This is a genomic window from Pseudarthrobacter siccitolerans (assembly GCF_030823375.1).
Taxonomy (GTDB): Bacteria; Actinomycetota; Actinomycetes; order Actinomycetales; family Micrococcaceae; genus Arthrobacter; species Arthrobacter siccitolerans_A.
The window spans coordinates 1,536,600-1,561,515 of the sequence record NZ_JAUSXB010000001.1; the positions used below are offsets into that span (position 1 = coordinate 1,536,600).

The following is a 24,916-nucleotide window of genomic DNA, read 5'->3' on the forward strand; positions in this document are numbered from 1 at the left end:
CGACACTTAGGGCTACCCAGTTGGGTTGGGCTGGCTCCCAGCTTTTTGTGACACCCTTAACCGGTGACGATTTCGCGGCATACATCCACCAGGACACCCAGCAGGCCCGCTCCGGGCTCGGCTTTCCTGTTTGTGCTTGCCACGCTCACCTGCATTGCCGGGTTGATCGCCACGTACCACTACTTCGTCCAGACCACCACGGGCCAGTTCATCGATGAGTCCGCGCTGGTGGAGGCCGTCGCGATCCACGGGCCCGCAGGCAAGGCGAGCACCAAGTTCCTGGACCTGCTGCCCACCATCTCACTGGTGATGGCCGCCGTCGTGGTCCTGTTTGTCACGGTGATCCGGAAGCACTGGACCGAGGCCGGCATCGCCGTGGCTGCGTGCATCGGCGCGAACATCGCCACCCAGGTACTGAAGGATATGCTGCCGTCCCGGCCGGACAAGGGCGTGGTGACGCTGGACCTGAACTCGCTGCCGTCCGGGCACACTACCCTGGCCGCCTCGGCAGCCGCTGCGGTGTTCCTGATGGCGTCGCCGCGATGGCGTCCGTTGGCCGGATTTGTGGGTGGTTCGTTCGCCATCGCCTCCGGGGTTTCCACTTTGATCAATCAGTGGCACCGTCCGGCCGACGTGGTGGCGGCATTCCTGCTGGTAGGCGCTTTTATGATTCCCGCGGGCTGGCTGATCATCCGGCGCGGGGCATGGAACGCCTGGGACGGCTTCGGCGCGCATGTTGGTTCGGCGAAGATCTGGCTGTCGTTGCCAGTGGTGATCGGGCTGACGTCCGCGGCGGTGGCCGTGTACTCGCTGGCCCGGATCGCGCCAAGCCCTTGGCAGGAATCGAGCACCACCAACTACTTCTGGGCGGGCATCTCGCTCATAGTAATCGCCGGGTACCTTGCCACCGTGGCCACCACGGCCCTGTTCGCCTACGCCGCCCGACGGCGGGACTCGCCAAGGCGCTGACGTCACCGCTGCTTCCGACCGTCCAAGTCCGATACAGCTGTTCCGGATATTGACGGCTTGAATCGTGCAGCAGGCAGGCACGTCCCGGTTCCCGGGTCCGGTTGCACGTTCCTGCCACCCCGCCCAAGACAAAAAACGGCCAGTTCAATCTTTTTATAGCTTCCTCGGCGCATCATCTGAGCAGCATTAACAAGCGACAACCTGGTGGCTTGCGATAGAGCAGCGGCATAAATCACTCATTGAGGAGAGATCATGGCAACTCGCAGGGAAATCCTAAAGCTAGGCGGAGCGTTGGGGGCAATCAACCTCATGGGGATGAAAGAGGCCCCGCTCACTGTTCCTCCCTCCACCACCGCCTTGCCCATCACCACGAGCCAGCTTGCCCCCCAGAACACGCCGGTTCCGTTCGCCGCGGCTTTCCGCCGGCCGCCCGTGCTGGAACCATTCGAAACCGGCTTCGACGACGGCGACCCAACCCGCCCGTATGCCAAATACGCGCTGACCCAGAAGCTTGGACAAGCGCAGTTCGTGCCGGGCCTGACCACCACGCTCGCCGGCTACAACGGCATCTTCCCGGGCCCGACAATCCGCGCCGTTCAGGGGACCCGGACCGAGGTGCGGATCCGGAATGACTTCCCGGCGTTGGGCCTGCTGCATCCCATGGCCTTCCATACCGTCACGCACCTTCACGGCTCGGCCTCGCTGCCGCAGTACGACGGCTATGCCAATGACACGACTGCGCCCGGATATGTCAAGAACTACCACTACCCCAACTGGCAAACCGGGAGAACGCTGTGGTATCACGACCACAAGCACCACGTGACGGCCCAGAACGTGTACTCCGGGCTCGCCGGCTTCTACCCCTTGTCTGATGAGTTTGAGCGTAACCAGCTGCCGCAGGGTGAGTTCGATGTTCCACTGATGATCTCGGATGCCCTGTTCAATGCCGACGGCTCCTTCGGTTACAACGACAACGATCACGATGGCCTGTGGGGGGACATCATCATGGTGAACGGCATGCCCTGGCCCACGATGAAGGTTAAGCCGCGGATCTATCGCTTCCGGGTCCTTGTGGCTTCAATTACCCGGTCCTACCGCCCAACGCTCTCCACGCGAGAGCCAATTTACATTGTCGGCACGGACGGCGGGATGGTGCCCAAGGTCCAGGCAGTTCAGTCATGGCGGCAAGGAACTGCCGAACGCTACGAGATTCTTATCGATTTCCGGAAATACAAGGTGGGGCAGAAGATCCAGCTGCGCAACCTGAGCAACAAGAACAACGTGGACTTCGCCAATACTGACAAAATCATGCAGTTTGAGGTCGTACGCAACTCCGGCTCCGGAAAAGGGTCCATCTCCTCGATTCCCAAGGTGCTCGATGAAGGCGGCTCGCCGAATGCGGCCCGCGGCGGGCTGCCCACCATGAGCCTGACACCGGACCTGGTGGTGGCCAAACGGGAGCTGAGGGTGGAACACGAGAACGGGGAGTGGAAAATCAGCGGGGTTACATGGGCTGATGTGGAGGAATCAGGGTTCACCAAACTGGTTGGTAACCCCCGCCCCTTCGACGTTGAGGAATGGACCATCACCAACGGTTCCGGCGGATGGTTCCATCCGGTTCACATTCATCTGACTGACTCGAAAATCATCGGCCGCAACACCAACGGCGGGCAACCGTTCGCGTGGGAGACGGGGCCTAAAGACGTCTTCTATACCGGGGAGAACGAGTCCGTTACCTTGCTGACCCAGTTTGACACCGGAGCCCACACGGGCGGACGCTACATGGTGCACTGCCATAACCTGGTGCACGAGGACCACGACATGATGGTCCAGTTCTCCGTGGGTGACCTCCGGAACAATGATCCGATCACCTCGGACCCGGCCGTCCCGGACACGCTGCCCGCGAACTTCTTCGTCCCGAAATACCAGCCCGGTTACCCGGCCGGTACCTAAGATGAAAGGGAGTGTCCTGGCCGTCTCGGTGGTGCTGGTTTCTTCCCTGCTGACCGGCTGCACTGCCGGCGCGCCGCCCGGCCCACATCCCTCTGGGCCGCTTGATGTGTCCCCGACATCCGTTTCCGGTTCCGATCTGGGGAACGGCCGGCCGCAGGTGAGTTTCGACGGGCTCATGGTGCGTCGGCGCATCGTGGTCGCCCTACACCCGGCACCGGACTCCGATCTGGAGAAGCTCCGCACAGCGCTTTCCTCCGCTGCTGACAGCCTTGGCGTGGCCCTGTCCCGGATGTCACCGGACGTCCTTGGTGCCGGTTTGCTGCAGCATACTGTGCCGGAGATTATTGTTGCCCTGCCCGGTGATGCCACCATCGACGATGGAGGTGAACTGGTTAATCTTGCCTTTGGCCCCGACCTGTCGTTTCCCGGACTGGACCACGTTCATGTGGCCCAGGTTCTGGTCCACGACCTCCGCTTCACTGTCAGCTCGGCCGATCCCGGTGCCCTCTCCGAAGCCATTGCGCTGGAGGGGATCCTCTCGGACGCCCTGGGCAACTACGACACCGATGCCGGTGACGGTGAACTCGAATTGAGCTACACCGGCCCACTTCTGAGTGACAAGACGATAGAAGCTGTCCGCATCGGTATCGCGAGTGGTGCCGGCAGCGCTCCTGAGGACGTCAAGGTGTCCGCCCGCTTGGATACGGGAACAGGTGTGGACATGGAGAAGGAGCCGGCGGAGGCCGCCGCTGCCGCCTTTGACAGGAATCCTGTACACGGCCACTAATCCGGACAGGACAGTTCCTCCCTGGAGGAAAGCAGTCCCAAGGGGTCTTCAACCCTCGGGACTGCTTTCGCATGCTCTTGACAACCAGAACTGATAAGAGTTAAACGACGTGCCCAGCCGGGCCGGTGATCTCGTCGGTCTGGATTCGGTCATCGGCTTCCGCCCACGAGCGGGACCTCCGGGAGTGTTCCAGTACCAGGCGCGGCGGCGGAAGAACCCGTAGCCTACGCCCGCAGGGGGTGTACGGGACAAAGAGTTTCCGCAAAGTGAAGGGGGTGGCCACCGGGCCACCCCCTTCACTTTCCGCTTGCAGTTGCTAGCTGCGCTGCGCCCTTTCTACCGCGCTACCACGGCGGCCGAACGAGCGGACTCCGGGCTGGTACCCACCGCGTTGATGGCTACCACCACGAAGCGGTAGTTGGCGGCGGTAAGGGTCATCTCCAGGGACCTCGCCGTCGCCGGCAGGACTTCCGAGTCGGTTCTTGAAACCACGGTGGCGTTGTTCGCCCCCGAGCTCATCCGCAACGCGGTGACCCTGTAGCCGGTGATCGCTGAGCCGCCCGTGTTGGCCGGCGGCGTCCAGGCGATCGAGGCGGTCACGGGTCCGCGGTTGTCGCCTTGCCGTGCCTTCCCGATCACCGGAGCGTTCGGCCTGTTCGGCGTCGTAACCGCATTGGATGCTGCCGAGGCCGCACCCACTCCGCTACTGTTGACCGCCCTGACCACGAAGCTGTAAGTGGTGCCCGGGGCAAGCCCGGTCACCACCTGGCTGGTGGCGGTGCCGGCGATGGCGCCGGAGAAGGTGGTCGACGTGGTTCCCGTGCGGATATCGATCTGGTATCCCGTGAGCGGGGATCCTCCGTCACTGACCGGTGCCGTCCACGTGACCGTTGCCGAATTGATTCCGGCAGTCGCGGCCACATTGGTTGGAGTACCCGGAGCCGCGGCTGCCGGTGTAACCGGGTTCGACGCGGCCGACAGTGCGCCCGCTCCGAACTCGTTGATCGCGCGCACCTGGAAGGTGTACGCGGTGCCGTTGGTCAATCCGGTGACAACGGCACTGGTTGCCGTCGCGGAGATGCCGGTGACCGTCTGGACTACTGAGCCGCCCGTGCTGACGACGACCTCGAAGCCCGTGATCGGCGAGCCGCCTGCAGCAGGCGCCGTGAAGTTCACAGTCGCGGAGCCGCTGGTTGCGGTCACGGTGACGATGGTCGCCGCAGCGGGCACAGCCAGGGTGACCACCTGATCGGTGAACTTCAGCTGTTCGATGTTCCGCAGCGTGTCGATCCCGTCGCTGGCCCGCTGGCCGGCCACGTTGGCACCGGTCTGGGTGACCGTCACCTTGGCCAGCTCGGTTTCCGTTGCCGGGGTGGCAACGATGGTGTAGTTGGAGCGCGGGCCCGAGAAGAGCGCCGTGTCCGTGCCACCGGAGCCTGCGAGGATCTCGCGGACCGCCACAATGTTGCCGGGGTTCACAGTTCCCGCGAACACCGCTTCCTGCAGCGTGGGTCCGGTCAGCTGACCGGCACCGTCCCGCAGGTACTGGGTGGTCATGCCGGCCGCGCTGCCAACCTCGGAAGCGGGGTTGGCCGCGTCGCGGACGCTGAGCCGGACACTGAAGTACTTGTCGCCGTCGATGATGTCATCGGCGCCACGTCCTTCAATGAGGTCGCTGCCGCCACCGCCGAGGAGGATGTTGCCATCGCCCCACACGTTGCTGTTGGGAACCAGCAGCGGGCAGTTCTTGGATGCCGACGCCGCGGTGACGGTCGCCACCGGCGTGCTGAGTGCCGGTACCAGCTCATCAAGGCCGGAAACCCGGTCAAGGCCCGCCTGGTCAAGCACGTCGCAGCCAATGAATCCGGCGCCGCCGACGGTGCTGGGAACCAGGTCGTCGCCGCGGAGGGTGTCATCCAGGTTCGCGCCCGAGAGCGCTTCAAGTTCGTTGAACTTGTCCCGGACTCCCACCTGAAGGATGTCCAGCGGCGGGATCGGAAGGCTCAGGTCCGCGTCCTGCGCTTGCGGGTCCTGAAGACCGATCTCCCAGTCGAATCCCGAGGCTCCGGCGACCTTTTCAATGCCGGGTCCTGCGAGACCTACGTCGTCGCCGCCCTCCATGTCGTAGTCGTCGTCGCCGCCCTGGCCGATCAGAATGTCATGGCCCGGCTTCTGGGAATCGTCCAGGAAGAACAGGTTTCCGCTGTCCCCCTGAAGAAGGTCCGGCTGATCGCCGCCCTCTTCCCAGTCGTCGCCGCTGTCTCCGAACACGGCGTCTTCTCCCTGGCCGGCAATGACAAAGTCGTCACCGGCACCGGCGAAGGTTTCGTTGATGTTGGCTCCGCCGTTGGAGAAGTCCTTGCCATCGCCGCCCATGACGATGTCCAGTCCGGGACCGGCATCAATTGCATCATTGCCGGGGCCTCCCTTGGGAACGTCGTCACCGGCGAGATCGGTGATGATGTCATCACCTTCACCGCCCAGTGCGATGTCAGCTCCGTCACCGCCCTGGATGATGTCGTTGCCCAGGCCGCCCCAGAAGGTGTCGTTGTCGTTGCCTCCGTAGATCCGGTCCACTCCGGCAGTGCCGTTGTAGACGCTCTGTCCGTTGATCCCGGAGGGATCCTCGGTGTTGATGGCGCGGTACTTGATGGTGCCGTCCGGCATCCGGATCAGCAGGGCTGTCTCGTTGCAGTCAGAATCAAGGTCGTCCGCCACGGTGTTACCGAATTGCGTGAATCCGGCTGTGGTGCCCGCCAGCTTCTTCAGCTCGAACTTGCAGTCCGCCGTGGCGAAGGCGTCGGCCTTCAGTGTGTGCACATTGGTGTTGCGCATCATCATTTCGGCGAACGAGTTGCCTTCCAGCTGCGCCCGCAGGTTCATGCCCGGCGTACGTGCCAGGTAGTACAGGCGGTCGCCGTTTTGCAGGTCGGTCAGCTGGTTCTCGAATACGTAGTTGAACGTGCTGCCCAGCAGGCCGCCGAACAGATTGGTCCGCTCAGCGAGGCCGCCAACCCACAGGTCAACCGAATCGAGTCCGGTGACCGACTTGGTTCCGTCGTTCGCCCAAGTACCGATGCTGTTCATAAACGCCGAGGCGTCACTCGGACCGACTTCGCCGGCAAGGGTGTCGGGGCTGACGATCTTGCGGGCAGCGGTGCGGCGTGATTCGAGCGTGGCCGGTCCGTCGTCGCCGGTTCCCAGTGTTGCGTCGGGGCCGGCATCCGTGAGGATGGTCGGGTGCTGCCCGTAGGCTGCCACAAAGTTGATCAGCGACTCCGGGTGCTTGAGGTTCTCGCCGAAATCGATCCAGTTGGTGTACGGCTGAAGCTGACCGTCGTTGGTCGAACCGTAAAGCTCCCGCCGAAGGTTGTTCAACGACGGGATGCCTTCCGACCGTGCCCTGGTCATATTGATGGTGGGCAGGTCCAGTGGCAGGCCAAGCAGATTGTTCCGGAGCGTGTCGGTGACGAACTCGTCGAGCTCATTGCCTACCTGGTCCGACATACCCATGATGACGCTGCCGGCCGCTTCCTCTGATGTCAGCACGCCAGCGTCACCGCCGTCCGTGTAGGCCGGCGGGTTGAGGAACCCGTCGAGGAGCGAGATGTCGTTGTTGCTGCCGCGGATGTCATCAGCGGTACCGAAAAAGGTGTCGGGTCCGGCCTTGTCTTCGTTGCGGCGGGCGATCGTTTCCGTCAGCATCGAGTGGCCGAACCGGTACACGGCATGCGCGAACTCCGCCTTGATGGCCGGGTTGAGCTCGGTCTGGGTGAACGCGAAGGGCTGGAAAGGGTTGATTGCGGGCTGGATCTTGCGCGCGAACTCCTCGAAGACCAGGTGCTGGTACTCCATTTCCGTGATGAACCGTGCCGCCTGGAACAGGCGCTCACCGTTCCAGCCGTCGGCACCCAGTCCCAGGTGCCATTCCGCGAGGGCGGCAACGCCGCTGGCCGACGTGTCGGCGTTCAGGACGTTCTTGATGTCACCGACGAGGCGGTCATGCTCGGAGTGGAAGATCTGGTGGATGGTGGTCAGACCGATGTTCTCGTTCACGCGGCCGTCGCCGGCGATGAAGTGGGCGTTCAGCATCTCATCGTCATAGGTTCCCGTCGGCTGGTGGGCGAAGTCGGCCGAGGCCACGTTGTCGTCATCCGGGGCCGGAGCTACCGGTGCTGTAAGCGGGTCGTGGTCGGTGTCCACTGGGGAGGGGTCGGCGTTGTGCGCGATGTCCGTCAGGAACGGTGTGTCGAAGTGCAGCGCGTTGGCCGGAACGGGGACGGGTCCCGGGTCCGGCTGGCCCAGCTCGTCGAGGCAGACGTCGGACGCCCGGCAGCCTTCCACCATGCCTGTCGTGGTGACGTACTGAGGCAGTCCACGGGCGGGGCCGGGGATGAACTTGCCGTAGGGGTCCGCGGCAATCATGGGGATGTTCGTGACGTCAGCGTCCTTGAGCTCGAGGCCGAGCAGTGATGCTGCCTGTTCCTTGGTGGTGGTCCAGGTGGCCATACCGCCGGCCGTCGGACCTGCGGGACCGCCGAGCAGCTTGCCGGTGGAGACAGGCTTGCCGTCGCTGTTGTTGACGTACTCACGGACGAATACCTGGTGGGACGGGTGGGAGGTGTAGGTCTGGCTCTGGTCCACCCAGGGCGAGTCCGTGTTGACGGCGTCCTGGACGTCGTCGTCGGTTCCCAGGATGCCGTCCGCCCCGGGCTGGTTCTGGCCGCGGGTCAGCACCATAAAGCGCAGGCTCGGGGGCAGGTCATCAGCGTTCCCCAGTACGTGGTCCGGGCCAGCGATGAGGGGATCGTCGGCCTTCAGCGGCACGAAGACAGTGCCACCGCCCTTGACCGTCTGGTCCACGCCGTGGTCGAAGAACTGGCCGAACAGCGTAAACATCGAGTTGTAGGGCGGTGAGAGGCCTACGTCGGTGGTCACGTTGGGGATGAACAGCGTCTGGTGTGATGGAACGCAATCGACGGCGTCCGTTGCCGGATCCGTGCACGGCACCAGGCCTTCGGCGCCTTGGGTCCGCACCGGGTTTCCTGCCGCGGCCACGGCCGCCGGGTTGGTGGAGGTCTGGTCAACCACGAGGTTGCTGATGACCCGGGGCTGGGAATCGAAAACGACCCCGGACTTCTGCTCATAGGATGTCGGGGCGGGTGGTCCTCCCAGCGATCCGGACTCGGCCGGCCGGAATGATTTGGAAGTCAGGCGGGGGAACAGCTGGTCGGCGGAGCCGAACCTTTCCTGGCCGGCCACCAGGTTGTTGCAGGAGCCGTCTACTGTACGCAGACCCTTGGAGACGAGGGGGCTGGCGATTTGGTCAGGGCCGGGGCCGATCAGAGTGTCACAGGGGTGCGCCGGCGACAGCGTCGCGGCGTGCGCCTCGGCGATTTTGATCTGCTGCAGGATGAACGCCAGGTCGGAGGGGCTCACCGTGAACCCTTGCCCAGCCGGCGCCACGACGGCCTGGGCTCCGACGAAGGGCAGGCCCATGCCCGCCGGCATGACCAGGGCCGCGACAGCTGCGACCATACGAATCCGGGCGGGTCTCACTCGTGCTGAGCGGGCGGCTGCGCGCCGCCCCCTTCGGGTGGGGAAACTGTTGTGTTCAGTGGTTGGGGGCGCAGACGCCTTACCGCCGGCTGAGCCCAGGGGCATCCAATTGAAAGGTCTCATGACATACCTGCCGTTAGGAGGGATGGAACGAGGTCATGGTGAGCCGGGCACCTTGTAACAATCTTGACCGGCCCACGCTCCGGGCGCTGCTGATGAAGTGTCTGTGCGCTCCTGGAAGTGCCACAGAATGTTCAGGCGAAGCGGCAAAACGGAAAAGAATATGCGGCTACTCAGGGCTCCAAGTAACGGCACCCCGGCGCAATCAAGTAATGACTACTCGTGTCCCCGGCCGGATAAATCAGAACACTGTAGCAAATCGCCGCAACTGAATTGCAGGTTCGCATATGACTTCAGCAGGGCTCGCAGTAGAAGGCCGCACGATGGAAAGTGTCCTCACCGCGCCGGATCCTTGCCGGCTCGATGTGAGGATCATTGGTCCGCTCCGGATCCGGCGCGGGGAGACAGTCCTCGGGTATGGGGAACTGGGCGGCCCAAAGCCCCGGCAAATTTTCGAACTCCTTTTGTTGAACCTGGGCGTTCCCATTTCGAAGGACCGTCTGATCGACATCCTCTGGGCCGGGCAGGCCCCGGCCGAGGCGCTCCCCACCGTGGAGAGCTACGTCAGCGTGCTGCGGCGCCGCCTCCAGCCCGGCATGGGCAAGGACGGACCTTTGCGGACCGTGGCAGGCGGCTACATGCTGGACAGGTCGCTCGTAGACCTGGACCTGGACCGCTTCGATGCACTGGTTCGGGCTGCCGAATCGGCGGTGCCGCAGCGTGCCATCGTGCTGCTCCAGGAAGCGCTTGGCCTGGCTACGGCCCCACTTCTGGGCGAAGAACTAGTGCCGTCATGGGCTGAGTCCGAGCGGAGCCGCCATGCTGCCCGCGTCTTCCGTGCCCGCACCCTGGCCGCGGAGTCAGCGCTGGCACTGGGGAACACCAAGCTGGCCGTCATCTGGGCCAGGGAGGCCATAGCGGATGATCCCCTCAGCGAGCAGGCGTGGACTGCCCTGGTCCTGGGACTGGAGAAAAGCGGCCAGCCTACGGAAGCACTACGTGTCTTTGACCAGTGCCGGCGGATCATGAACCGGGAGCTGGGCTGCGGGCCGGGTGAGGCCTTGCGGTCCATCTACGCCAGGCTGCTGAAGGCCACAACCCATGTCATCGATCCCCCTGCCGAACCGGTCCCCGACGGTAGGCCAACAATTCGCATCATGATCATTAATCGCCACCGGACGTTCACCGAACTGCTTGCCGCAGCGTTGGAGCGGGAACCGGACATGAGCAATGTGGGGACTGCCGACTCTGCCCAGTCGGGTGTTGACCTGGTCCGCGAACTGGAGCCCGACGTCGTCCTTCTTGGCAGCCGCCTGCGCGATGCTGACGGCATTGCCGCGGCGCTGCGCATTCTCGCTGATGCCCCGCGGACGCGCATCCTGATGTTGGGGGGAACGCCGAAGCCCGAGGTGCAACGGCAGGCAGCCGCCGCGGGCATCTCCGCCTTCCTGCCCAATGACGGCTCACTTGCCACGCTGCTGAGCGCCGTCAGGCGGAAGACCGCTGATGCCCAGGTGAGTTGACGGACCTGCCGCCCGACGGCGGGACTCACCAACAGCGCTGACGTCACCACGGCTCCCGGCCGCCCAACGGCAGGAACCGGGGAGGTTAGTCCGGGGTGTTAAGGCGCGCAATCAGCAGGGCCTCGGCGAGGATGGCCTTCTCGAAATCACCCAGGTGGATGGACTCGTTGGCCCCGTGCGCGCGGGAATCCGGATCCTCCGCCCCGGTGATGAGGACCTCCGCGCGGGGGTACAGCTTGGTCAGGATGTTAACGGCAGGAATGGAGCCGCCCACCCCCATACAAACCGCTGGCACTCCCCACGTCTCCTCCATCGCCGAGAGCATGGCCCGGGCAGCAGGCGAGGTCGCGTCGCCGGCGAAGCCCTCCGTCCGGCCAGCGGGCGTAAACGTCACGTCGGCACCGAACGGAGTGTGCTTCTCCACATACCGCCGGACCGCCTCCATGGCCGCGGCGGTGTCGCTTTCCGGCGCCAGGCTGAGGCTGAACTTGGCCCGCGCCGCCGGCTGCAGGGTGTCCGAGGACAAGGCAACCGACGGAACGTCCATCCCGATTATCACCAACGCCGGCTTGGTCCACAGCCGCGATGTCAACGATCCCGTGCCAACCAGCGGCACCCCCGGCCGGACTCCCGAATCGGCCCGGAAGTCCTCTTCGGACAACGAGGGTCCCGGCACATCAGAGGAGACCAATCCGTCCACGGCGACGCTCCCGTCGTCGTGATGCAGCGTGGAAATCAGCCGCGACAGCACGGTCACCGCGTCCAGCAAAGGCCCGCCGTACGTCCCCGAATGGAGCGCGTGGTCCAGCACCTGCACCTCGATGGTTCCCAAAATGAGCCCGCGCAGGCTCGTGGTGAGGGCCGGAACACCCACCTTCCAGTTTCCGGAGTCGGCCACCACCAGTACGTCGGCGGCGAGCAGGTCGCTATGCTGCTGGAGCAGCAGCGGCAGGCTGGGCGAACCCGCCTCCTCCTCGCCGTCGATCAACACGGTAATGCCGAGTTCCAGGTCATCGCCGAGCACACGGAGCGCGTTGCGGAAAGCGGCCAGATGCAGCACCACGCCGGCCTTGTTGTCCGCCACTCCCCTGCCCCAGAGCCGGCCGGCCCGCTCCACGGCGTCAAACGGGGGGCTGTCCCACAGGGTGATGTCCCCGGCCGGCTGGACATCGTAATGCGCGTACAGCATGAGCGTCGGCTTGCCGTTCCGCGCGGGCCTGCGCCCCACCACCGCCGGTGCCCCCTGCCCGCCGTCCGGCCGCGGTGCCTGCAGGATGTCGACGTCGGCGATCCCGGCCTCCTGCATCAGCGCCGCCACGTGCCGGGCCGCCCTGTCCAGCTCGGCGGGGTCGAACGAGGCCCAGGCCATGGCGGGAATCCGGACCAGCTCCGACAATTGGCCGACGGCGGCAGTAAAGTCCGCGCCCACCGCTTCCCGGAGCGAAGACAACGGGGAGGTGGACGCAGGAAGGCGGCCCAAGGCTTAACCGACCCCGTGGTGCTGGAGCCACATCTCCAGCAGCGCCAGCTGCCAGAGCACATTGCTGTTCACCGGGGTCCGCTGCATGTTCGGATCCGCCAGGAGGCCGTCGATATAGGCCGGCTGGAAGAGCCCGCGCTGTTTTGCTTCCGGTGCATGAAGGGCTTCGCGCACCATGCTGATGAACGGTTCCTCCAGGTGCCGGAGAGCGGGCACGGGGAAGTAGCCTTTGGGCCGGTCCACCACCGCGGCCGGAAGCAGCTGCCGGCCCAGGTCCTTCAGTATCCCCTTCCCGCCCTGCGAGGCTTTGAGCTCCGGCGGGCAGGCGGCGGCGAGCTCCACCAGTTCATGGTCCAGGAACGGGACCCGGGCTTCGATCCCCCAGGCCATGCTCATGTTGTCCAGCCGCTTGACGGGATCGTCCACCATGAGCAGGTGGGTGTCCAGGCGGAGCACCGCGTCCAGGGCGGTGTCGGCTCCGGGGAGGTTCAGGTTGGCGGCGAGGACCTCGCTGCTCACGTCGGACCCGCAGTACCACTCGGGTTCCAGGATGTTCAGGAGCTCCTCATGGCGGTGGTCCACAAAGCTTGCGGTGAATGCCGCCTGCGCTTCGGTGCGGCCCACGGAAGCAAGAGGCTGGTGGTACCCGTACCCGCCGAAAACCTCGTCCGCGCCCTGGCCGCACTGCACCACCTTCAGGTGCTCCGCCACCGTCCGGGAAAGCAGGTGGAAAGCGGTCACATCATGGCTGGCCATGGGCTCGGACATCGCGCCGACGGCACCATCAATGGAGGGGGCGAACTCGGAGGTGCTGACGTGCAGCTGCTCGTGCCGGGTCCCGAACTCCCGTGCCACCAGGTCCGAGTACGCGAACTCGTTCCCCGAGTCGCCGCCGGCGCCATCGAATCCAATGCTGAAGGTGGACAGCCCGTGCTGGCCCTCTTCGGCAAGCAACGAAACCAGCAGGCTGGAATCCAGTCCCCCGGACAGAAGGACACCTACCGGCACATCGGCCACCATCCGCCGTCGTACTGCCGTCTTAAGCGCGGCATGGACCGCATCCTGCCAGTCCGCAGCGGACCAGCCCGCGTGCTCCGCCCGCCGGGTGTAGGAAGGCTTCCAGTATTCGCGGTCGTGCCAGGTCCCGTCGGGGCGGATGGTCCGGATGGTGGCGGCGGGCAACTTCTGGACGCCGCGCAGGATGCTCCGGGGAGCCGGAACGATGGAGTGCCAGCTCAGGTAGTGGTGCAGCGCCACCTCGTCAATGGACGTGTCAATTCCGCCCGAGGCCACGAGCGCAGGCAGGCTCGAGGCGAAGCGGAGCCTGCCGTGCAGGTGGGAAACGTAGACGGGCTTGATGCCCAGCCGGTCACGGACCAGGAGGACTTCCTGGCGCTGCGGATCGTACAAGGCCACCGCAAACATGCCTACCAGATGGTGGACAAAGTCCTCCCCCCATTTCCGGTAGGCCTTCAGGATCACCTCGGTGTCGCTGGTGGTCCGGAAGGTGAACTCTGGCTCAAGTTCCCGGCGCAGCTCCTTGTAGTTGTAGATGCAGCCGTTGAAGGTGATGGCCAGGCCGCCGTCATCCACCATGGGCTGGGCCCCTGCCTCGGACAGGTCGATGATGCTGAGCCGCTGATGCCCCAGTGCAACCCAGCCCGCCTCCCACGTTCCCCGTCCGTCCGGTCCCCTCGACGTCATTGCCCCCATTATTTTCAGGACCGCCTCCGGGGAGGCCTGTCTTCCGTTAAAGGCGATTTCGCCGGCTATACCGCACATGTTGCTGTCCTCGTTCCTTGCGATTTACTGCGATCGGTGTGGTTCTTCGCGGACCACCCTGATGGTCTTGAGCGTCGGATCGGCGGGATCCGGCAGGACCATGCCCGCCTCCACGCCGCTTCTGAGGTAGTCGATGGCGGCTTTGTTGATCCGTTCGCCGGGCAGCAGGATCGGGATGCCGGGCGGGTAGGGCGTAGCCATTTCGGCAGCGATGCGGCCCGGTGCTTCCTCGCAGGGGATGACTTCCACCGGCCCGAAGAACGCATCCCGGGGCAGCATCACCGTCTTCAGGTAGAGGTCCTCCTCGTCAGGAATGACGACGGCGGGCGGCCGGGGCAGGTCCGGGGCGGCTTCGGTGAGTGCGCGGAGCCCGCCCAGGAGGCGCTGCGCCGTTTCTTCATCATCAGAGATCGAGATGACGGCTTCGGTCCGCCGGTGATCGGTGGTGCCCATGTCGATGCGGCAGTTTTCCCGCAGCCAGTCCGTGGCCTGGAACCCGCTGATGCCAAGGTCGGAAACGTCGATCATGATGTGGAGGATGTCCAGGTCATGGGAGGCCTCGGCGTGGACCAGTTCGTCTTCAAGGACATGCAGCCCCGGGAGCGCCTGGATGTCCCGGCGAAGTCCTTTGGCAAGTTCCAGTGCCTTGTCGATCAGGGCCTTGCCGTCCTGCACCATTTGCCGGCGCCACCCGTCCATCGCCGCATAAAGCATCACGTTCGCGCTGGTGGTGGACAGTACATCGGCACACTGGTTCAGGCGGACTGGGTCCACCAGGTTGCCCTGCAGATGGAAAATGGAGCCTTGTTCGAAGCCCAGCCCCATCTTGTGGACGCTGACCACGCAGATGTCCGCCCCTGCAGACATGGCCCAGGTGGGAGTGTCCGGGTGGAAGGGCAGCTGCGCCCCCCAGGCCTCGTCAACGATCAGCGGCTTGCCGCGCTTGTGGCAGATCTCCACGATTGCCTCGAGGTCCGCGCAGGTTCCGTAAGGGGTGGGGCTGACGATCAGGGCAGCCGAGGCGTCCGGGTACCGCTGCCACATCTCCTCCACGGTCTCGGGTGCCGGCGGATGGGCCAGCTTCAGCTCATTGTCCCACTTCGGCTTGATCCAGCGCGGCTGCAGCCCGGACAGCACCAGGCCCGACACCACTGATTTGTGCGCGTCCCGGCCGATCAGGAGATCGCCCTCGCCGCGGGTCACAGCCAGGATTGCGGCCTTTATGGACAGGGAGCTGCCGCAGGTTGAGAAGAAGGCCATGTCCGCTCCCACGGCTTCGGCCATCAACTGTTCGGCTTTGGACAGGTAGCCGTTGGAGGATTTCCGGTCGTCCAGGCCTGAGGAGGCAACTACGTCGGACTTGAAGCTCTGCTCCCCCAGCACCTCCAGCACCCGCGGATCGACGCCGCGGCCCTGGCGGTGGGCGGGTGGCGTAAACCCGTACCGGTCGAGTTTCTGGTGTTCGGCCAGCGCGTCAAGCACCGGTGTTTCGTTCTGATCCATGTGTCCTCCCAAGATGGTTGTCTAGGAACTCTGGTCGCTGGCCAGCAGCGGTAAACCCCTTAGCTTCTGAAGCGGTGTGGCCGGCAGGCTGCTGATCCGGACGGCGTCGGAGATGACATCGCACAGGCTGCCCGCCTCGGCGAACGCTGTGCGCTGGCGGGCAGCGCCGGTGCCCCTGGTCAGCACCTGGAACAGCAAAGACTCCACAACATCGAACTCGCCTTGGCTCTTCAGCGCGGACTGGACATGGTCCAGCAGTGCCATGGCCACTTCGAAGGCGGGCCGGGGCTGGCTGGTCAGCGGGTCCAGCAGGTCGCCGTCAAGCCCGAAGCGGCCCGCCTGCCAGGAGGCAAGCCGGAGCTGCATGGCCGAGACCGGCGCGGGAGGCACGCCATCGCGCCACTGCCGCGCCGCCGTCTCCACAAGGCCCCGTACGAGGCCGGCGAGGAGGACGGCGTCGTCGGCAAAAAGGCAGACATCCCCCACCCGGACTTCGATGGTGGGGTGGCGGTGGCTGAGCCGCGCGTCAAAGTAGATTTGCCCTTTGTCCAGGAGCACTCCCGAACCCAGGATCTCGTTGACCTGCCGGTGGTAGGCCTCCGCGGAGCCAAAGATTTCGCACGGCCCGGCCGTGGGCCACCGATTCCACGCCTGGGAGCGGTAGCTTGCGTACCCGGAGTCCGTGGCGTTCCAGAACGGGGAATTGGCGGTGATGGCCATCAACACCGGGAGCCAGATCCGGATCCGGTCCAGGACGGCCACACCTTCCTCGTCCGATTCAATCTCCACATGCACATGGCAGCCGCAGGTCAGTTGTTCCACTGCCGTCAGGCCGAACCGCTCGATCATCCGCTGGTACCGCACGCCCGGGCTGGTGGTGGATTTCACGGGAAGGGGTGACGTGGCAAGGGCAACTGACCGTGCCCCGATTGCCCGGGCCGTTGAATCCGCGCTCACCCGCCGCACGTTAATGTCCTGGGCAAGCTCGTCCAGGCTGATCCGCGGCAGCGTGCAGGTCTCAATCTGTTCCTGCTTCATCTCCCTGCTCAGCCCGTCGTCATCGCTCAGGCGCTCCAGCAGTTCGCCCAGCGGCACAGCATGCCCGTCAACGTCGTCGACAATGAGGAACTCTTCCTCAACGCCCACCCGGCGCATTACCGCCGCCCCTTGGTGCCGGCATCTCCCCTGCCCGGCGTACGTCCTTTGACAGGAGAATAAACGATAAGGAAATTAGCCATCATTGCTCCTGGATCGAAACCCATGAAGCGTTGGCTTAACTTCAGTGTCTAAATCATACTAAGCATGCTTAGTTCTTGTCGCAAGCTGAAACACAGAGGACCGCCACGAACACCACGCACTGTGGCGCATTGGTTCAGGGCGGTCCTGCTGCTCGATAAGGGGAAATTTCCGTGTTAACCGGGGGTGGTTAACCTAGTACCGGCCCGGCGAGGCTGGCATTGATCTCCGCGGAGACGGGCGACACCGGTGTTGCCGGCACCAGCCGGGACAGGAACTTTCCGCGGGCTGCTTCCACAAATCCGCGGAACAGGCCGAAGTCCTCTGGCAGCTCCTCCGGGTGCCACTGGATGCCCATGGTGAAAGTATTGGCCGGGTATTCGATGGCTTCCACCACCTGGTCCTCGCTCCACGCAGCCGCAATGAGCCCCTCGCCCAGCTTGTCCACGGCCTGGTGGTGGGAGACGGGCACGGGGCCCGGGTTGGCGCCGATCAGCTGCTCGAGGCGGGAACCGGCTTTGATCTCCACCGGGATGCGGTTGAAGCTGTAGCCGCCGGGCTGGTAGAAGGCATTCCCAATCACATCGGGCAGGTGCTGGTGGAGGCTGCCGCCGAGCGTCACGTTCAGCAGTTGCTCGCCGCGGCAGATGCACAGCAGCGGAACGTCCTGCCGGATTGCCTCCTGGATGAGGGCCTGCTCCCAGGCATCCCGCTCGGGCCGCGGTGCGTCAGTTGCAGGGTGTGCTTCCTGGCCGTAAAGGGCGGGGTTGACGTCCCACCCGCCGGGCACCACCAGACCGTCAAGCCTGCCGACGAGCTGTTCAACCATGCCTGCCATCACGGGTTGCGGCGGCAGGAGGATGGGCATGCCGCCGGCGGCGATGATCGGTTTCAGGTACGTCTCCGGCAGGAAAGCTGCACTAACCGTGCCGCAACCCTCGGTGCCAGCCTGCTCGAGGTAGGTGGTGAGTCCGATGACAGGTTTCATCGCGGCGTCGGTGGTGTGCACTGTGGTCCCTCCAGGAAGATCTAACTGTCTCCAATTTTAGGGCCGGGGGGCGGCCGGAATGTTTCGTCAGTGTCAATTCCAGGTGTCAGGACCATCACACTTTTTTGGCCTGTTCCTCATCCCCTGGTATGACGCGGAATCGGCGGTTCCGCAGGGACGGGATGCGGGTCCGGACCGCCGCTATCCGCTCGGGCTCAAGCTGGGCAAAAACGACGCCGGGCAGCTCGCCGGCGTTGGCGATCACCACCCCGAACGGGTCCACCACTATGGAGTAGGCCGTGGCCAGCGGTCCACACTGGTTGGCCGTCACGACGTACGAAGTATTCTCGATGGCCCGGGCGCGCACCAGGGTACTAAAGTGGTCCTCCTTGCCCGGGCCGACGATCCACATGGCGGGCAGCAGCAGGACGTTCGCTCCGGCATCCACCAGGTAGCGGGCACTCTCCGGGAACCTCACGTCGTAGCAGGTAAGCATGCCCAGGCGGAGCTGGCCGTAGGAGAGCAGGTCCGGCGGGTCAAAGGAGCCCTGGCTGGTTCCGTCACTTTCCCGGTAGCCGAACGCGTCGTAGAGGTGTATTTTCCGGTACCTGCCCTGGACAGCACCATCGGCGTCCAGGGCCACCAGGGTGTTGAACGGCAGGCCGTCGGGGTTGGCCTCGGTGGTTCCCACGACGACGGGCAATCTGAGGGCCCTTGCGAGGGCGGCGATACCGCTGATAAAAGGCCCGTCCAAAGGCTCCGCCACGTCCGCCAGGGCGGTGGGCGGTTCGTTGCCCGCGTAGAGGCTGGACTCCGGAAGCACCAGCAGGTCAGCGTTGCCCAACGCGGCAGCCTGCATCAGCCCGGCGATCTGCTGCAGGTTGTCCTGTGGCACTTTGCCGGCGCTGAACTGCCCGGAGGCGATCCTCACTTCAGTCCTCCTGCCACCGGGAAACGGGCCCCTAGACAAAGCGTGGCACACGCGGGTCTGCGGCAACAGGTCCGGGCCCCCATGACCTGAGCAAACATCGAAGAACTCTTGACAAAACCTTGACCGATTACGCCGGCGTAATTTGATCGACGCCGTGAATAGTTGCAGATGCCAGGCGAAGTGAGCCTGGCTGAATCACCGGCCGGCCCGACTGGGGGTGGGCCCGTCGCAAAGGACAGATCCATGGGCATCAGCATGAAAAGCACTCCGGGCAAGATTCTGGCTTCCGTCACACTGGTTGGTGCCGCAGCCGCCGTCGCGGGTCTGGGTACGTACGGCGCGTTCACCTCTACCACGAACGCGAGCCAGGAAGTGAAGGCCGGCAGGGTAGTCATCGAACTCGGCGGTACTGTGAACACCATCAGCAACCCTGTTGCCGGCCTGCTCCCCGGGGATTCTGTGGAGAAGTTCGTCACGCTAAGCAACACCGGCGACTCGGACTTCAACGCGGTGACTCTGACCACCACCGCCAGCACCGGCACCCTGCTCACGTCGGATGTCCTGAACGGGCTTCAGCTCACTGTTGAGGCTTGCAGCACCGACTGGGTGACAGTGGCAAACGGCCCGGACACCTGCGCGGGCTCCAAGACGGTGGTGGTGGCCAGCACTCCCATCCTCGGCACCAGGGTCCTTACCGCTCCGGCATCCCTTACTGCCACGAAATCAGATCGTTTGAAGATCACCACCTCACTGCCCACCAGCGCCGGTGAGGACTTCCAGGGCCTCACCAGCACGGTGAACTTCAAGTTCGACGCCACACAACGCACCGCCAGCGTCAAGTAGCCCCTAATCTCCTGGCGGCGCTATGAAGCGGCGCCGCCAGTGAATCTTCCCGCCTGACCTGCCTCTCCCTAAGGGCCGTACCGCTATGAACACACTGACAGAGGTCCAAGCATCCGGCGCTGCAGGTGCCCCCGAACCGTCCCGGCGTCGCAACACCCCCCAACGCGATGCCGGGACTTCGGCGGAGACAGTGAGAACCACATCAGGTGCAGTGAAGGCTGCCGCCGGCAGAACGCTCAGTATCCTCAGCAGCCTGCTGGTCGCCCTCGCGGTAGCAGGCTTTTTCTTCCTTGCCGTCGGTCCACGCGTCCTGGGCTATCAGACCTCCACAATGCTCACCGGGTCCATGGCTCCGTTGATCAATCCGGGCGATGTGGTTGTGACAGTACCTACGCTGGTTGCGGACATCCGTGTTGGCGACGTCATTACCTACCGCATCCCGGTGGAGGATCAGCGAGTGGAGACCCATCGGGTAGCCGAGATCCTGGCAGGTACCGACGGTTCCGCGGCGGTCCGCACGAAGGGGGACGCCAACGACGGGGTTGACCCTTGGACCGCCAGTTTCCAGGGCGCAACCGTTGACAAGCAGGTACTTACCATTCCTTACGTGGGTCAGGCCATCCGTGCACTTCGCCAGCCAGTTGTCCTGAACACCCTGATGTACGGCGCTCCCGCCGTCCTGCTCATCGGGCTGCTGGCATCGATCTGGCGCAAGGACCCTGAGCCCGAATCCAATGACTAGGCTGCAGATGAGCCGCACCGCCAAAGCACTTGGCGTAGTCCTCTGCCTGGTGCTTGCAATATCGCTGTCACCGGCGGCCAACGCCGCTTTCAACGCAAATGCAAAGGCCGCCGTGGGTTTCGCCACCGCGACGCTTCCGCCCGCAACAGATTCGACCCTTGCAGTGGCGGCAGTATGCGGCAGCAACAAGAAATCGCTGACCCTGTCCGTCGGGGCAAAAGCTGCGATAGCTTACGCCAACGAGTTGCAAGTCATTGTTTCCAGTGGCGGCGTTTCCTCCACGACCTACCAGGGCCTGTCAGAGAGCTCACGGACCTTCACTGCTGCCCAAGGTGGAAGTTCTGTTGTCTTCACCTATGAAATTCGGCCCCTTTACCGTCCCTTGGGCTCCACCAACTTTTGGCGGAGCCAGGTGCCATTCTCCGGAACCTATACCTGCTGAAAAGCTCAAGGAAGCGCCCGCCGCAGCCGCTCCGGCGGGTGCAGGTCGATAATCGGGAGGTGCCCGTCGGTCCGGATGGCGTCACCGCCGCCGTTGCGGTGGTGGTAGCCGCTGGAGTAGTTGAGGATGATGTGGATGGACTCCACGGCGTTGGCTGAGCGGAGCGTCTCGATGATGAAGTCGCGTTCCTCGTCCGTGCGGTCGGCGATCTTGTGGGTGATCTGGAACGTGAACAGGGACAGCCCCACGCTTCGGTCGTAGGTCCCGGCGCCCACCCAGTCCACGGCCAGCCCGCCGGGCAGCCGCCACCCGGGCGGGCATTTCCAGAACCGGACGTGGTGCCGCTTCCGCGGGTTCCCGTCGATTTCGCGCTGGAAGGCGAGGTCCTGCTTGTTGCCGAACACGTAGAGCGAGCTCACCGGGGCGGCCGCGTAGCTGTGACCCATGACGGTGGACGTGAGCGTCCGCCAGGCGGTGGCAGGCCTGATCGGATCAGCTTCCACCCACCCCGCCGTCAGCATGGCCTGCCGCAACTCTTCTCTGGGCCCCACCACGGCGAGGTTCACGGGATCGCCCAGGACGCCGTCGCCCGTCCTTGTCCGCCCGATGAAGTAGTCCGGGATGTACAGGCTGCTGAGGATCCTGTGGACACGCGGCAGCAGGGCATAGGCCAGGATCAGCCAGACCGGCAGGAACACCCACGCCTGCTCCGGGCCGCGGGAAAGCCGGGCGAGCAGGAAGTAGTAGACGGCCCAGCCCACGGCGATGGTCACCACCAGGTACAGGAGCCGCTGCAGGACCGCCAGGACGGTGGCCCACCTGCTTTGGCGGCGCACCACCTGGCTGCTGGAACGTGAGTGGTCAGGCTCTTCCGGAACAGCCCGCTGGCCGCCAGGGGTGGTCACGGCGCATCTCCTTTCGGTTGCTCACCAACAGCCTAAAAGGTCCGCCGGGCAAGCCGGACGTTCGGAGCCTACGCCGGAAGGCTCAGCTGCTCCACGATGATCCGCGCCGTCGCCGGGTCGCCCAGGATCCGGAAGTGCCCGGCGGCAGGCAGCTCAATATTGGTGGCGCCCGGCAGGACGCTGCCCTCGGGGATGTGCGGATCGAACGGACCGTAGATGGACGTGATCCGGCTGTTGATGGTCTCCTCACGCGCCAGCTGGAGTGTCAGGGCGTTGCGCGGAGAGAAGATCCGCAGGCTGGGCAGCAGCATGTACCGGGCATAGCGGGACCCGGAAAACGGCGTGCACACGGCGATCATCCGCGCGATCCGGTGCTCGGGGTCCAGGTTCAGCATGGCGTACTTCCCGATCAGCCCGCCCTTGCTGTGCGCCACGATGGCTGCGTTCCGCAGGCCCGCTTCCTCCAGGTGCTGCGCCACCATCCGGGCAGCGGCGGGAACGTCCAGTTTGTTGCGCTGCAGCACCGTGACCACGTGGACGGGGTGGCCGGCGTCGTGGATCGACCGGATGAGCGGCATCATGAACTGCCAGTTTTCGTACACGCCCGGAATAATCAACACGGGATTGAGGTGGCCCTTGTGGAACGAACCCGGCTGCACCCGGGACACCGTGCCCTCGATCTGGCAGATCGCGGCATAGGCGTAGTCCTGCAGCCACCACCCGCCTTTTTGCAGCAGGCTGATGCGGGTGGGCGTGCCCGTTTCATTCATCTGTTGAGGATAGCCCCACACCCCCGTTGCCTTAGCACTTTTGGTCCCCAGCGGGGCGTTTTGGGGACCCAACGTGATAGGGCAAGCGGGAGGGTCAGTAGTTCCGGCGGTGCTTCAGCCGGGGAATCACGACGGCGAACACGGCCGCCGCCGCGAACCCCAGGACGCCCGTGGCTGAGATCCCCGCGCCCAGGGAGGCGAGGGCCGTCACCCCAGAGAGGAGCACCGGGCCTCCGGTATTCCCGGCGTCGGCCATGAACCGCCAAAGCCCCAGGAACTGGCCGCGCCCGCGGTCCGGGGAGAAGTCGGCGCCCAAAGTCATCACCAGCCCGGAGCTGATTCCGTTGCCAAAGCCGATCAGCAGCGCCGCCAGCAGCAACCCCACAAAGGACCCGGCCAGCGGAATCAGCAGCAGCGCAACACCCATCAGCAGCGTGGACGGAACGGCCACAAACTGCCGTCCCTTCCGGTCCATCAGCTTCCCCGCAGGGTAGAACACCAGCATGTCGATGGCCCCGGACAACCCGTAAATCAACGAGGCGGAACTGGCATCCATGCCCAGGTGGTCCGCCCACAGCGGGATGACCACCTGGCGCGACGAACGCAGCGCACTCAGCAGCAGGATGCCCACGCCCACGCTCAGGAACACCTTCGAGTGGGACACCGCGACGCTGCGGAGGGTGGGCTCCGGACCCTTGTGGCCGCCGTCGGGCGCTCCCGCCAGCTCCAGGTCAGGGATGGTGAGGGACAGCAGCGCAGCTGCAACCATGGCCACCACTCCCACCCAGTACGCACCGCCGATGCCGGAGAACTGCATCACTCCGGCGCCCAGGAACGGCCCGATGAACACGCCGATCCTGTTCACCCCGCCCAGCGTGGACAGCGCCCGGGCACGGAACTCCACGGGAACCGCTTCGGTGAGGTACTTCTGCCGGGCCAGCCCGAACACCGCGCCGGACATTCCGACGACGGCCATCGCCACCGCGAGCAGCCACAGTCCGTTGGGGATCAGGGAGGACAACCCGGCCGCGGCGAGGGCCAGGCCGGCAGCCACCGCGGCGCCCACAATGGCCCAGCGTTCGCCGAACTTCAGCGTTACCAGGGATGCGGGCAGGTTGAAGAACCACGAGCCCAGCCCGATCAGCGTGACGATCAGCGCCGCGAGGGCCACGGAGGCGCCAAGGCCGCGGGCGGTCAGTGCCACCACCGGAAGAATGGCGCCCTGGCCGATCCCGAAGAGCAAGGTGGGGCCGAAAGCAGCCACGGCGATGGCGCGCAGGTTGAAGCGCTGGGGGTCATCCGGGGAAGTCATCAGATTTATTTTAGGGCGGCCGGCAGCAGGGACAGAAAGACACTCATTTGGGGGTCACAAACCCCTTGCAAAGGACTAGCGTTTGCCTTATGGGTGCTGACTCGCGCCCTCAACCAAAGGGGAGGTTCATTTCATGGGTGAAGTGTGGATCCGTACGCTCGGCAACGGGCTGGTCCGGGCAGACAATGTCACCGAGATTTCATCCACCCGGGGATCCCTCCATGAGGACCAGGGGTATTCGCTGAAGGTGATCGTGGACGGCAAAGGCCATGTCCTGATTGATGACAGCGACCTGCAGGGTGCGCCGGCCGAGCGGCTCGAATACGCCCGGCATATTGAAGACGCCCTGCTGCTGGCCATGGATGAAGCGCGTGACATCGGCGCCACCGTGGTGATCTCCTACGAGCCAGAGCGCGAGCGCTGGTCATCGGCCCCGGTCTCAGTCTTAACAGGACGCCTTCCCGAGGTGGTCTGAGCCCGCACGGAATCCTGCAGAAGAGTACGACGGCGGCCGGGGGCATGGGTGCCGCCGGCTGCGGTTCCGCCACCGGCAGCTTGCCTCGCAGCCGCAGGCAAAGGCGTCACAACCTCAGCATCCACAATCGGTGTAATAAATACGTAACTGTTGCGTGGATCACATTCACCCCCTACTCTGAATGAGGCTTAAGAAACAGGCCAATGCAAGAAGCTGCAGCGTCGCAGCCAATGCCGGGGAAGGCTTTACAACTTGAATTCCAAGCTCAACATTGTTGTCCGCGTAGATCTCGACCATGCGAAAGCTCTGGTGATTGCAAAGGGGCACGTCACCGTCCACAGTATTAATGCGCTTTACGTCGTGGTCAAGCGCGCCAATTCCATCAAACAGGGCCTGTACCTGGAGTTGGATATCTCTCACGCCAGGGTGGATGTCGAGGCACTGGAGCAGCTGCAAGCCTGCTCCGAGACCCATCATCTGCCGGCAAAAATTGATCCTTACCAGAAGCCGTGCACCATCAGTGTCCTGGCACCGCGGCAGGAACATACCACCTCGCGGCCAGCTCTGCTCGCCGCATAAAGCTTTCAGGCCAAGGC

At 64.6% G+C, this 24,916-nt stretch carries 19 protein-coding genes; 9 read left to right on the forward strand and 10 right to left on the reverse strand.

Annotated features, from left to right (window positions below; translation table 11 throughout):
* The first annotated feature begins 63 nt into the window (after nucleotides 1–63).
* The 3 genes from QFZ36_RS07250 (at nucleotide 64) to QFZ36_RS07260 (ending at nucleotide 3,709) form a co-directional block, all read left to right on the forward strand.
* Nucleotides 64–969: a phosphatase PAP2 family protein gene (locus QFZ36_RS07250; protein WP_306635086.1), complete on the forward strand. Its 906-nt coding sequence runs from the start codon at nucleotides 64–66 to the stop codon at nucleotides 967–969.
* A 252-nt stretch (nucleotides 970–1,221) separates the two neighbouring features.
* Complete coding sequence (locus QFZ36_RS07255; protein ID WP_306635088.1) at nucleotides 1,222–2,922, forward strand: multicopper oxidase family protein; 1,701 nt, start codon at nucleotides 1,222–1,224, stop codon at nucleotides 2,920–2,922.
* Between the two features lies 1 nt (nucleotide 2,923).
* Entirely contained in the window at nucleotides 2,924–3,709 is a 786-nt protein-coding gene (locus QFZ36_RS07260) for a hypothetical protein (protein WP_306635090.1), read from the forward strand.
* Nucleotides 3,710–4,045: 336 nt separating this feature from the next.
* Here QFZ36_RS07260 and QFZ36_RS07265 read toward each other — a convergent pair whose 3' ends face one another.
* Nucleotides 4,046–9,247, reverse strand: a complete 5,202-nt coding sequence (locus tag QFZ36_RS07265; RefSeq protein WP_306635091.1) for a peroxidase family protein — start codon at nucleotides 9,245–9,247, stop codon at nucleotides 4,046–4,048.
* Between the two features lie 428 nt (nucleotides 9,248–9,675).
* Here QFZ36_RS07265 and QFZ36_RS07270 point away from each other — a divergent pair, with 428 nt between their 5' ends.
* A complete protein-coding gene (locus tag QFZ36_RS07270; RefSeq protein ID WP_306635092.1) occupies nucleotides 9,676–10,911 on the forward strand; it encodes a BTAD domain-containing putative transcriptional regulator in 1,236 nt (411 codons plus the stop codon).
* Between the two features lie 85 nt (nucleotides 10,912–10,996).
* Here QFZ36_RS07270 and QFZ36_RS07275 read toward each other — a convergent pair whose 3' ends face one another.
* From QFZ36_RS07275 to QFZ36_RS07300, 6 genes are all read right to left on the reverse strand, one after another.
* On the reverse strand, nucleotides 10,997–12,391 hold the full coding sequence (locus QFZ36_RS07275) for a M20/M25/M40 family metallo-hydrolase (protein WP_306635094.1): 1,395 nt from the start codon (nucleotides 12,389–12,391) through the stop codon (nucleotides 10,997–10,999).
* A 3-nt stretch (nucleotides 12,392–12,394) separates the two neighbouring features.
* Entirely contained in the window at nucleotides 12,395–14,173 is a 1,779-nt protein-coding gene (locus QFZ36_RS07280; RefSeq protein WP_306635097.1) for an N-acetylglutaminylglutamine amidotransferase, read from the reverse strand.
* 24 nt (nucleotides 14,174–14,197) lie between these two features.
* Nucleotides 14,198–15,676 carry an aminotransferase class I/II-fold pyridoxal phosphate-dependent enzyme gene (locus tag QFZ36_RS07285; RefSeq protein ID WP_306635099.1) on the reverse strand — a complete coding sequence of 493 codons (1,479 nt, stop codon included), beginning with the start codon at nucleotides 15,674–15,676 and terminating at the stop codon, nucleotides 14,198–14,200.
* A gap of 21 nt (nucleotides 15,677–15,697) precedes the next feature.
* Nucleotides 15,698–16,831 carry a glutamate--cysteine ligase gene (locus QFZ36_RS07290; protein ID WP_306635101.1) on the reverse strand — a complete coding sequence of 378 codons (1,134 nt, stop codon included), beginning with the start codon at nucleotides 16,829–16,831 and terminating at the stop codon, nucleotides 15,698–15,700.
* Between the two features lie 271 nt (nucleotides 16,832–17,102).
* Nucleotides 17,103–17,921 carry a gamma-glutamyl-gamma-aminobutyrate hydrolase family protein gene (locus tag QFZ36_RS07295; protein ID WP_306635103.1) on the reverse strand — a complete coding sequence of 273 codons (819 nt, stop codon included), beginning with the start codon at nucleotides 17,919–17,921 and terminating at the stop codon, nucleotides 17,103–17,105.
* 94 nt (nucleotides 17,922–18,015) lie between these two features.
* Nucleotides 18,016–18,831: a carbon-nitrogen hydrolase family protein gene (locus QFZ36_RS07300; protein ID WP_306635104.1), complete on the reverse strand. Its 816-nt coding sequence runs from the start codon at nucleotides 18,829–18,831 to the stop codon at nucleotides 18,016–18,018.
* Between the two features lie 243 nt (nucleotides 18,832–19,074).
* Here QFZ36_RS07300 and QFZ36_RS07305 point away from each other — a divergent pair, with 243 nt between their 5' ends.
* From QFZ36_RS07305 to QFZ36_RS07315, 3 genes are all read left to right on the forward strand, one after another.
* The gene (locus tag QFZ36_RS07305; RefSeq protein ID WP_306635105.1) at nucleotides 19,075–19,674 is read left to right on the forward strand and encodes a TasA family protein; all 600 of its coding nucleotides are present in this window, start codon (nucleotides 19,075–19,077) and stop codon (nucleotides 19,672–19,674) included.
* A gap of 85 nt (nucleotides 19,675–19,759) precedes the next feature.
* Nucleotides 19,760–20,416 carry a signal peptidase I gene (locus tag QFZ36_RS07310; protein ID WP_306635106.1) on the forward strand — a complete coding sequence of 219 codons (657 nt, stop codon included), beginning with the start codon at nucleotides 19,760–19,762 and terminating at the stop codon, nucleotides 20,414–20,416.
* Nucleotides 20,409–20,858 (forward strand): hypothetical protein, encoded by a 450-nt coding sequence (locus QFZ36_RS07315; RefSeq protein WP_306635108.1) that lies wholly within the window; start codon nucleotides 20,409–20,411, stop codon nucleotides 20,856–20,858. The genes QFZ36_RS07310 and QFZ36_RS07315 overlap by 8 nt, the downstream gene beginning before the upstream one ends.
* A gap of 5 nt (nucleotides 20,859–20,863) precedes the next feature.
* Here the strand turns inward: QFZ36_RS07315 and QFZ36_RS07320 are convergent, their stop codons facing one another.
* From QFZ36_RS07320 to QFZ36_RS07330, 3 genes are all read right to left on the reverse strand, one after another.
* Nucleotides 20,864–21,763: an LssY C-terminal domain-containing protein gene (locus tag QFZ36_RS07320; protein WP_306635109.1), complete on the reverse strand. Its 900-nt coding sequence runs from the start codon at nucleotides 21,761–21,763 to the stop codon at nucleotides 20,864–20,866.
* A 68-nt stretch (nucleotides 21,764–21,831) separates the two neighbouring features.
* Nucleotides 21,832–22,533 (reverse strand): esterase/lipase family protein, encoded by a 702-nt coding sequence (locus QFZ36_RS07325; protein ID WP_306635110.1) that lies wholly within the window; start codon nucleotides 22,531–22,533, stop codon nucleotides 21,832–21,834.
* A 94-nt stretch (nucleotides 22,534–22,627) separates the two neighbouring features.
* The gene (locus tag QFZ36_RS07330) at nucleotides 22,628–23,845 is read right to left on the reverse strand and encodes an MFS transporter (RefSeq protein WP_306635111.1); all 1,218 of its coding nucleotides are present in this window, start codon (nucleotides 23,843–23,845) and stop codon (nucleotides 22,628–22,630) included.
* Nucleotides 23,846–23,978: 133 nt separating this feature from the next.
* On the opposite strand from QFZ36_RS07330, the gene QFZ36_RS07335 reads away from it, so the two are divergent.
* Both QFZ36_RS07335 and QFZ36_RS07340 read left to right on the forward strand, forming a co-directional pair.
* Nucleotides 23,979–24,320 carry a hypothetical protein gene (locus QFZ36_RS07335; protein ID WP_306635113.1) on the forward strand — a complete coding sequence of 114 codons (342 nt, stop codon included), beginning with the start codon at nucleotides 23,979–23,981 and terminating at the stop codon, nucleotides 24,318–24,320.
* Nucleotides 24,321–24,572: 252 nt separating this feature from the next.
* Nucleotides 24,573–24,899: a hypothetical protein gene (locus tag QFZ36_RS07340; protein ID WP_306635114.1), complete on the forward strand. Its 327-nt coding sequence runs from the start codon at nucleotides 24,573–24,575 to the stop codon at nucleotides 24,897–24,899.
* Nucleotides 24,900–24,916 lie beyond the last annotated feature (17 nt).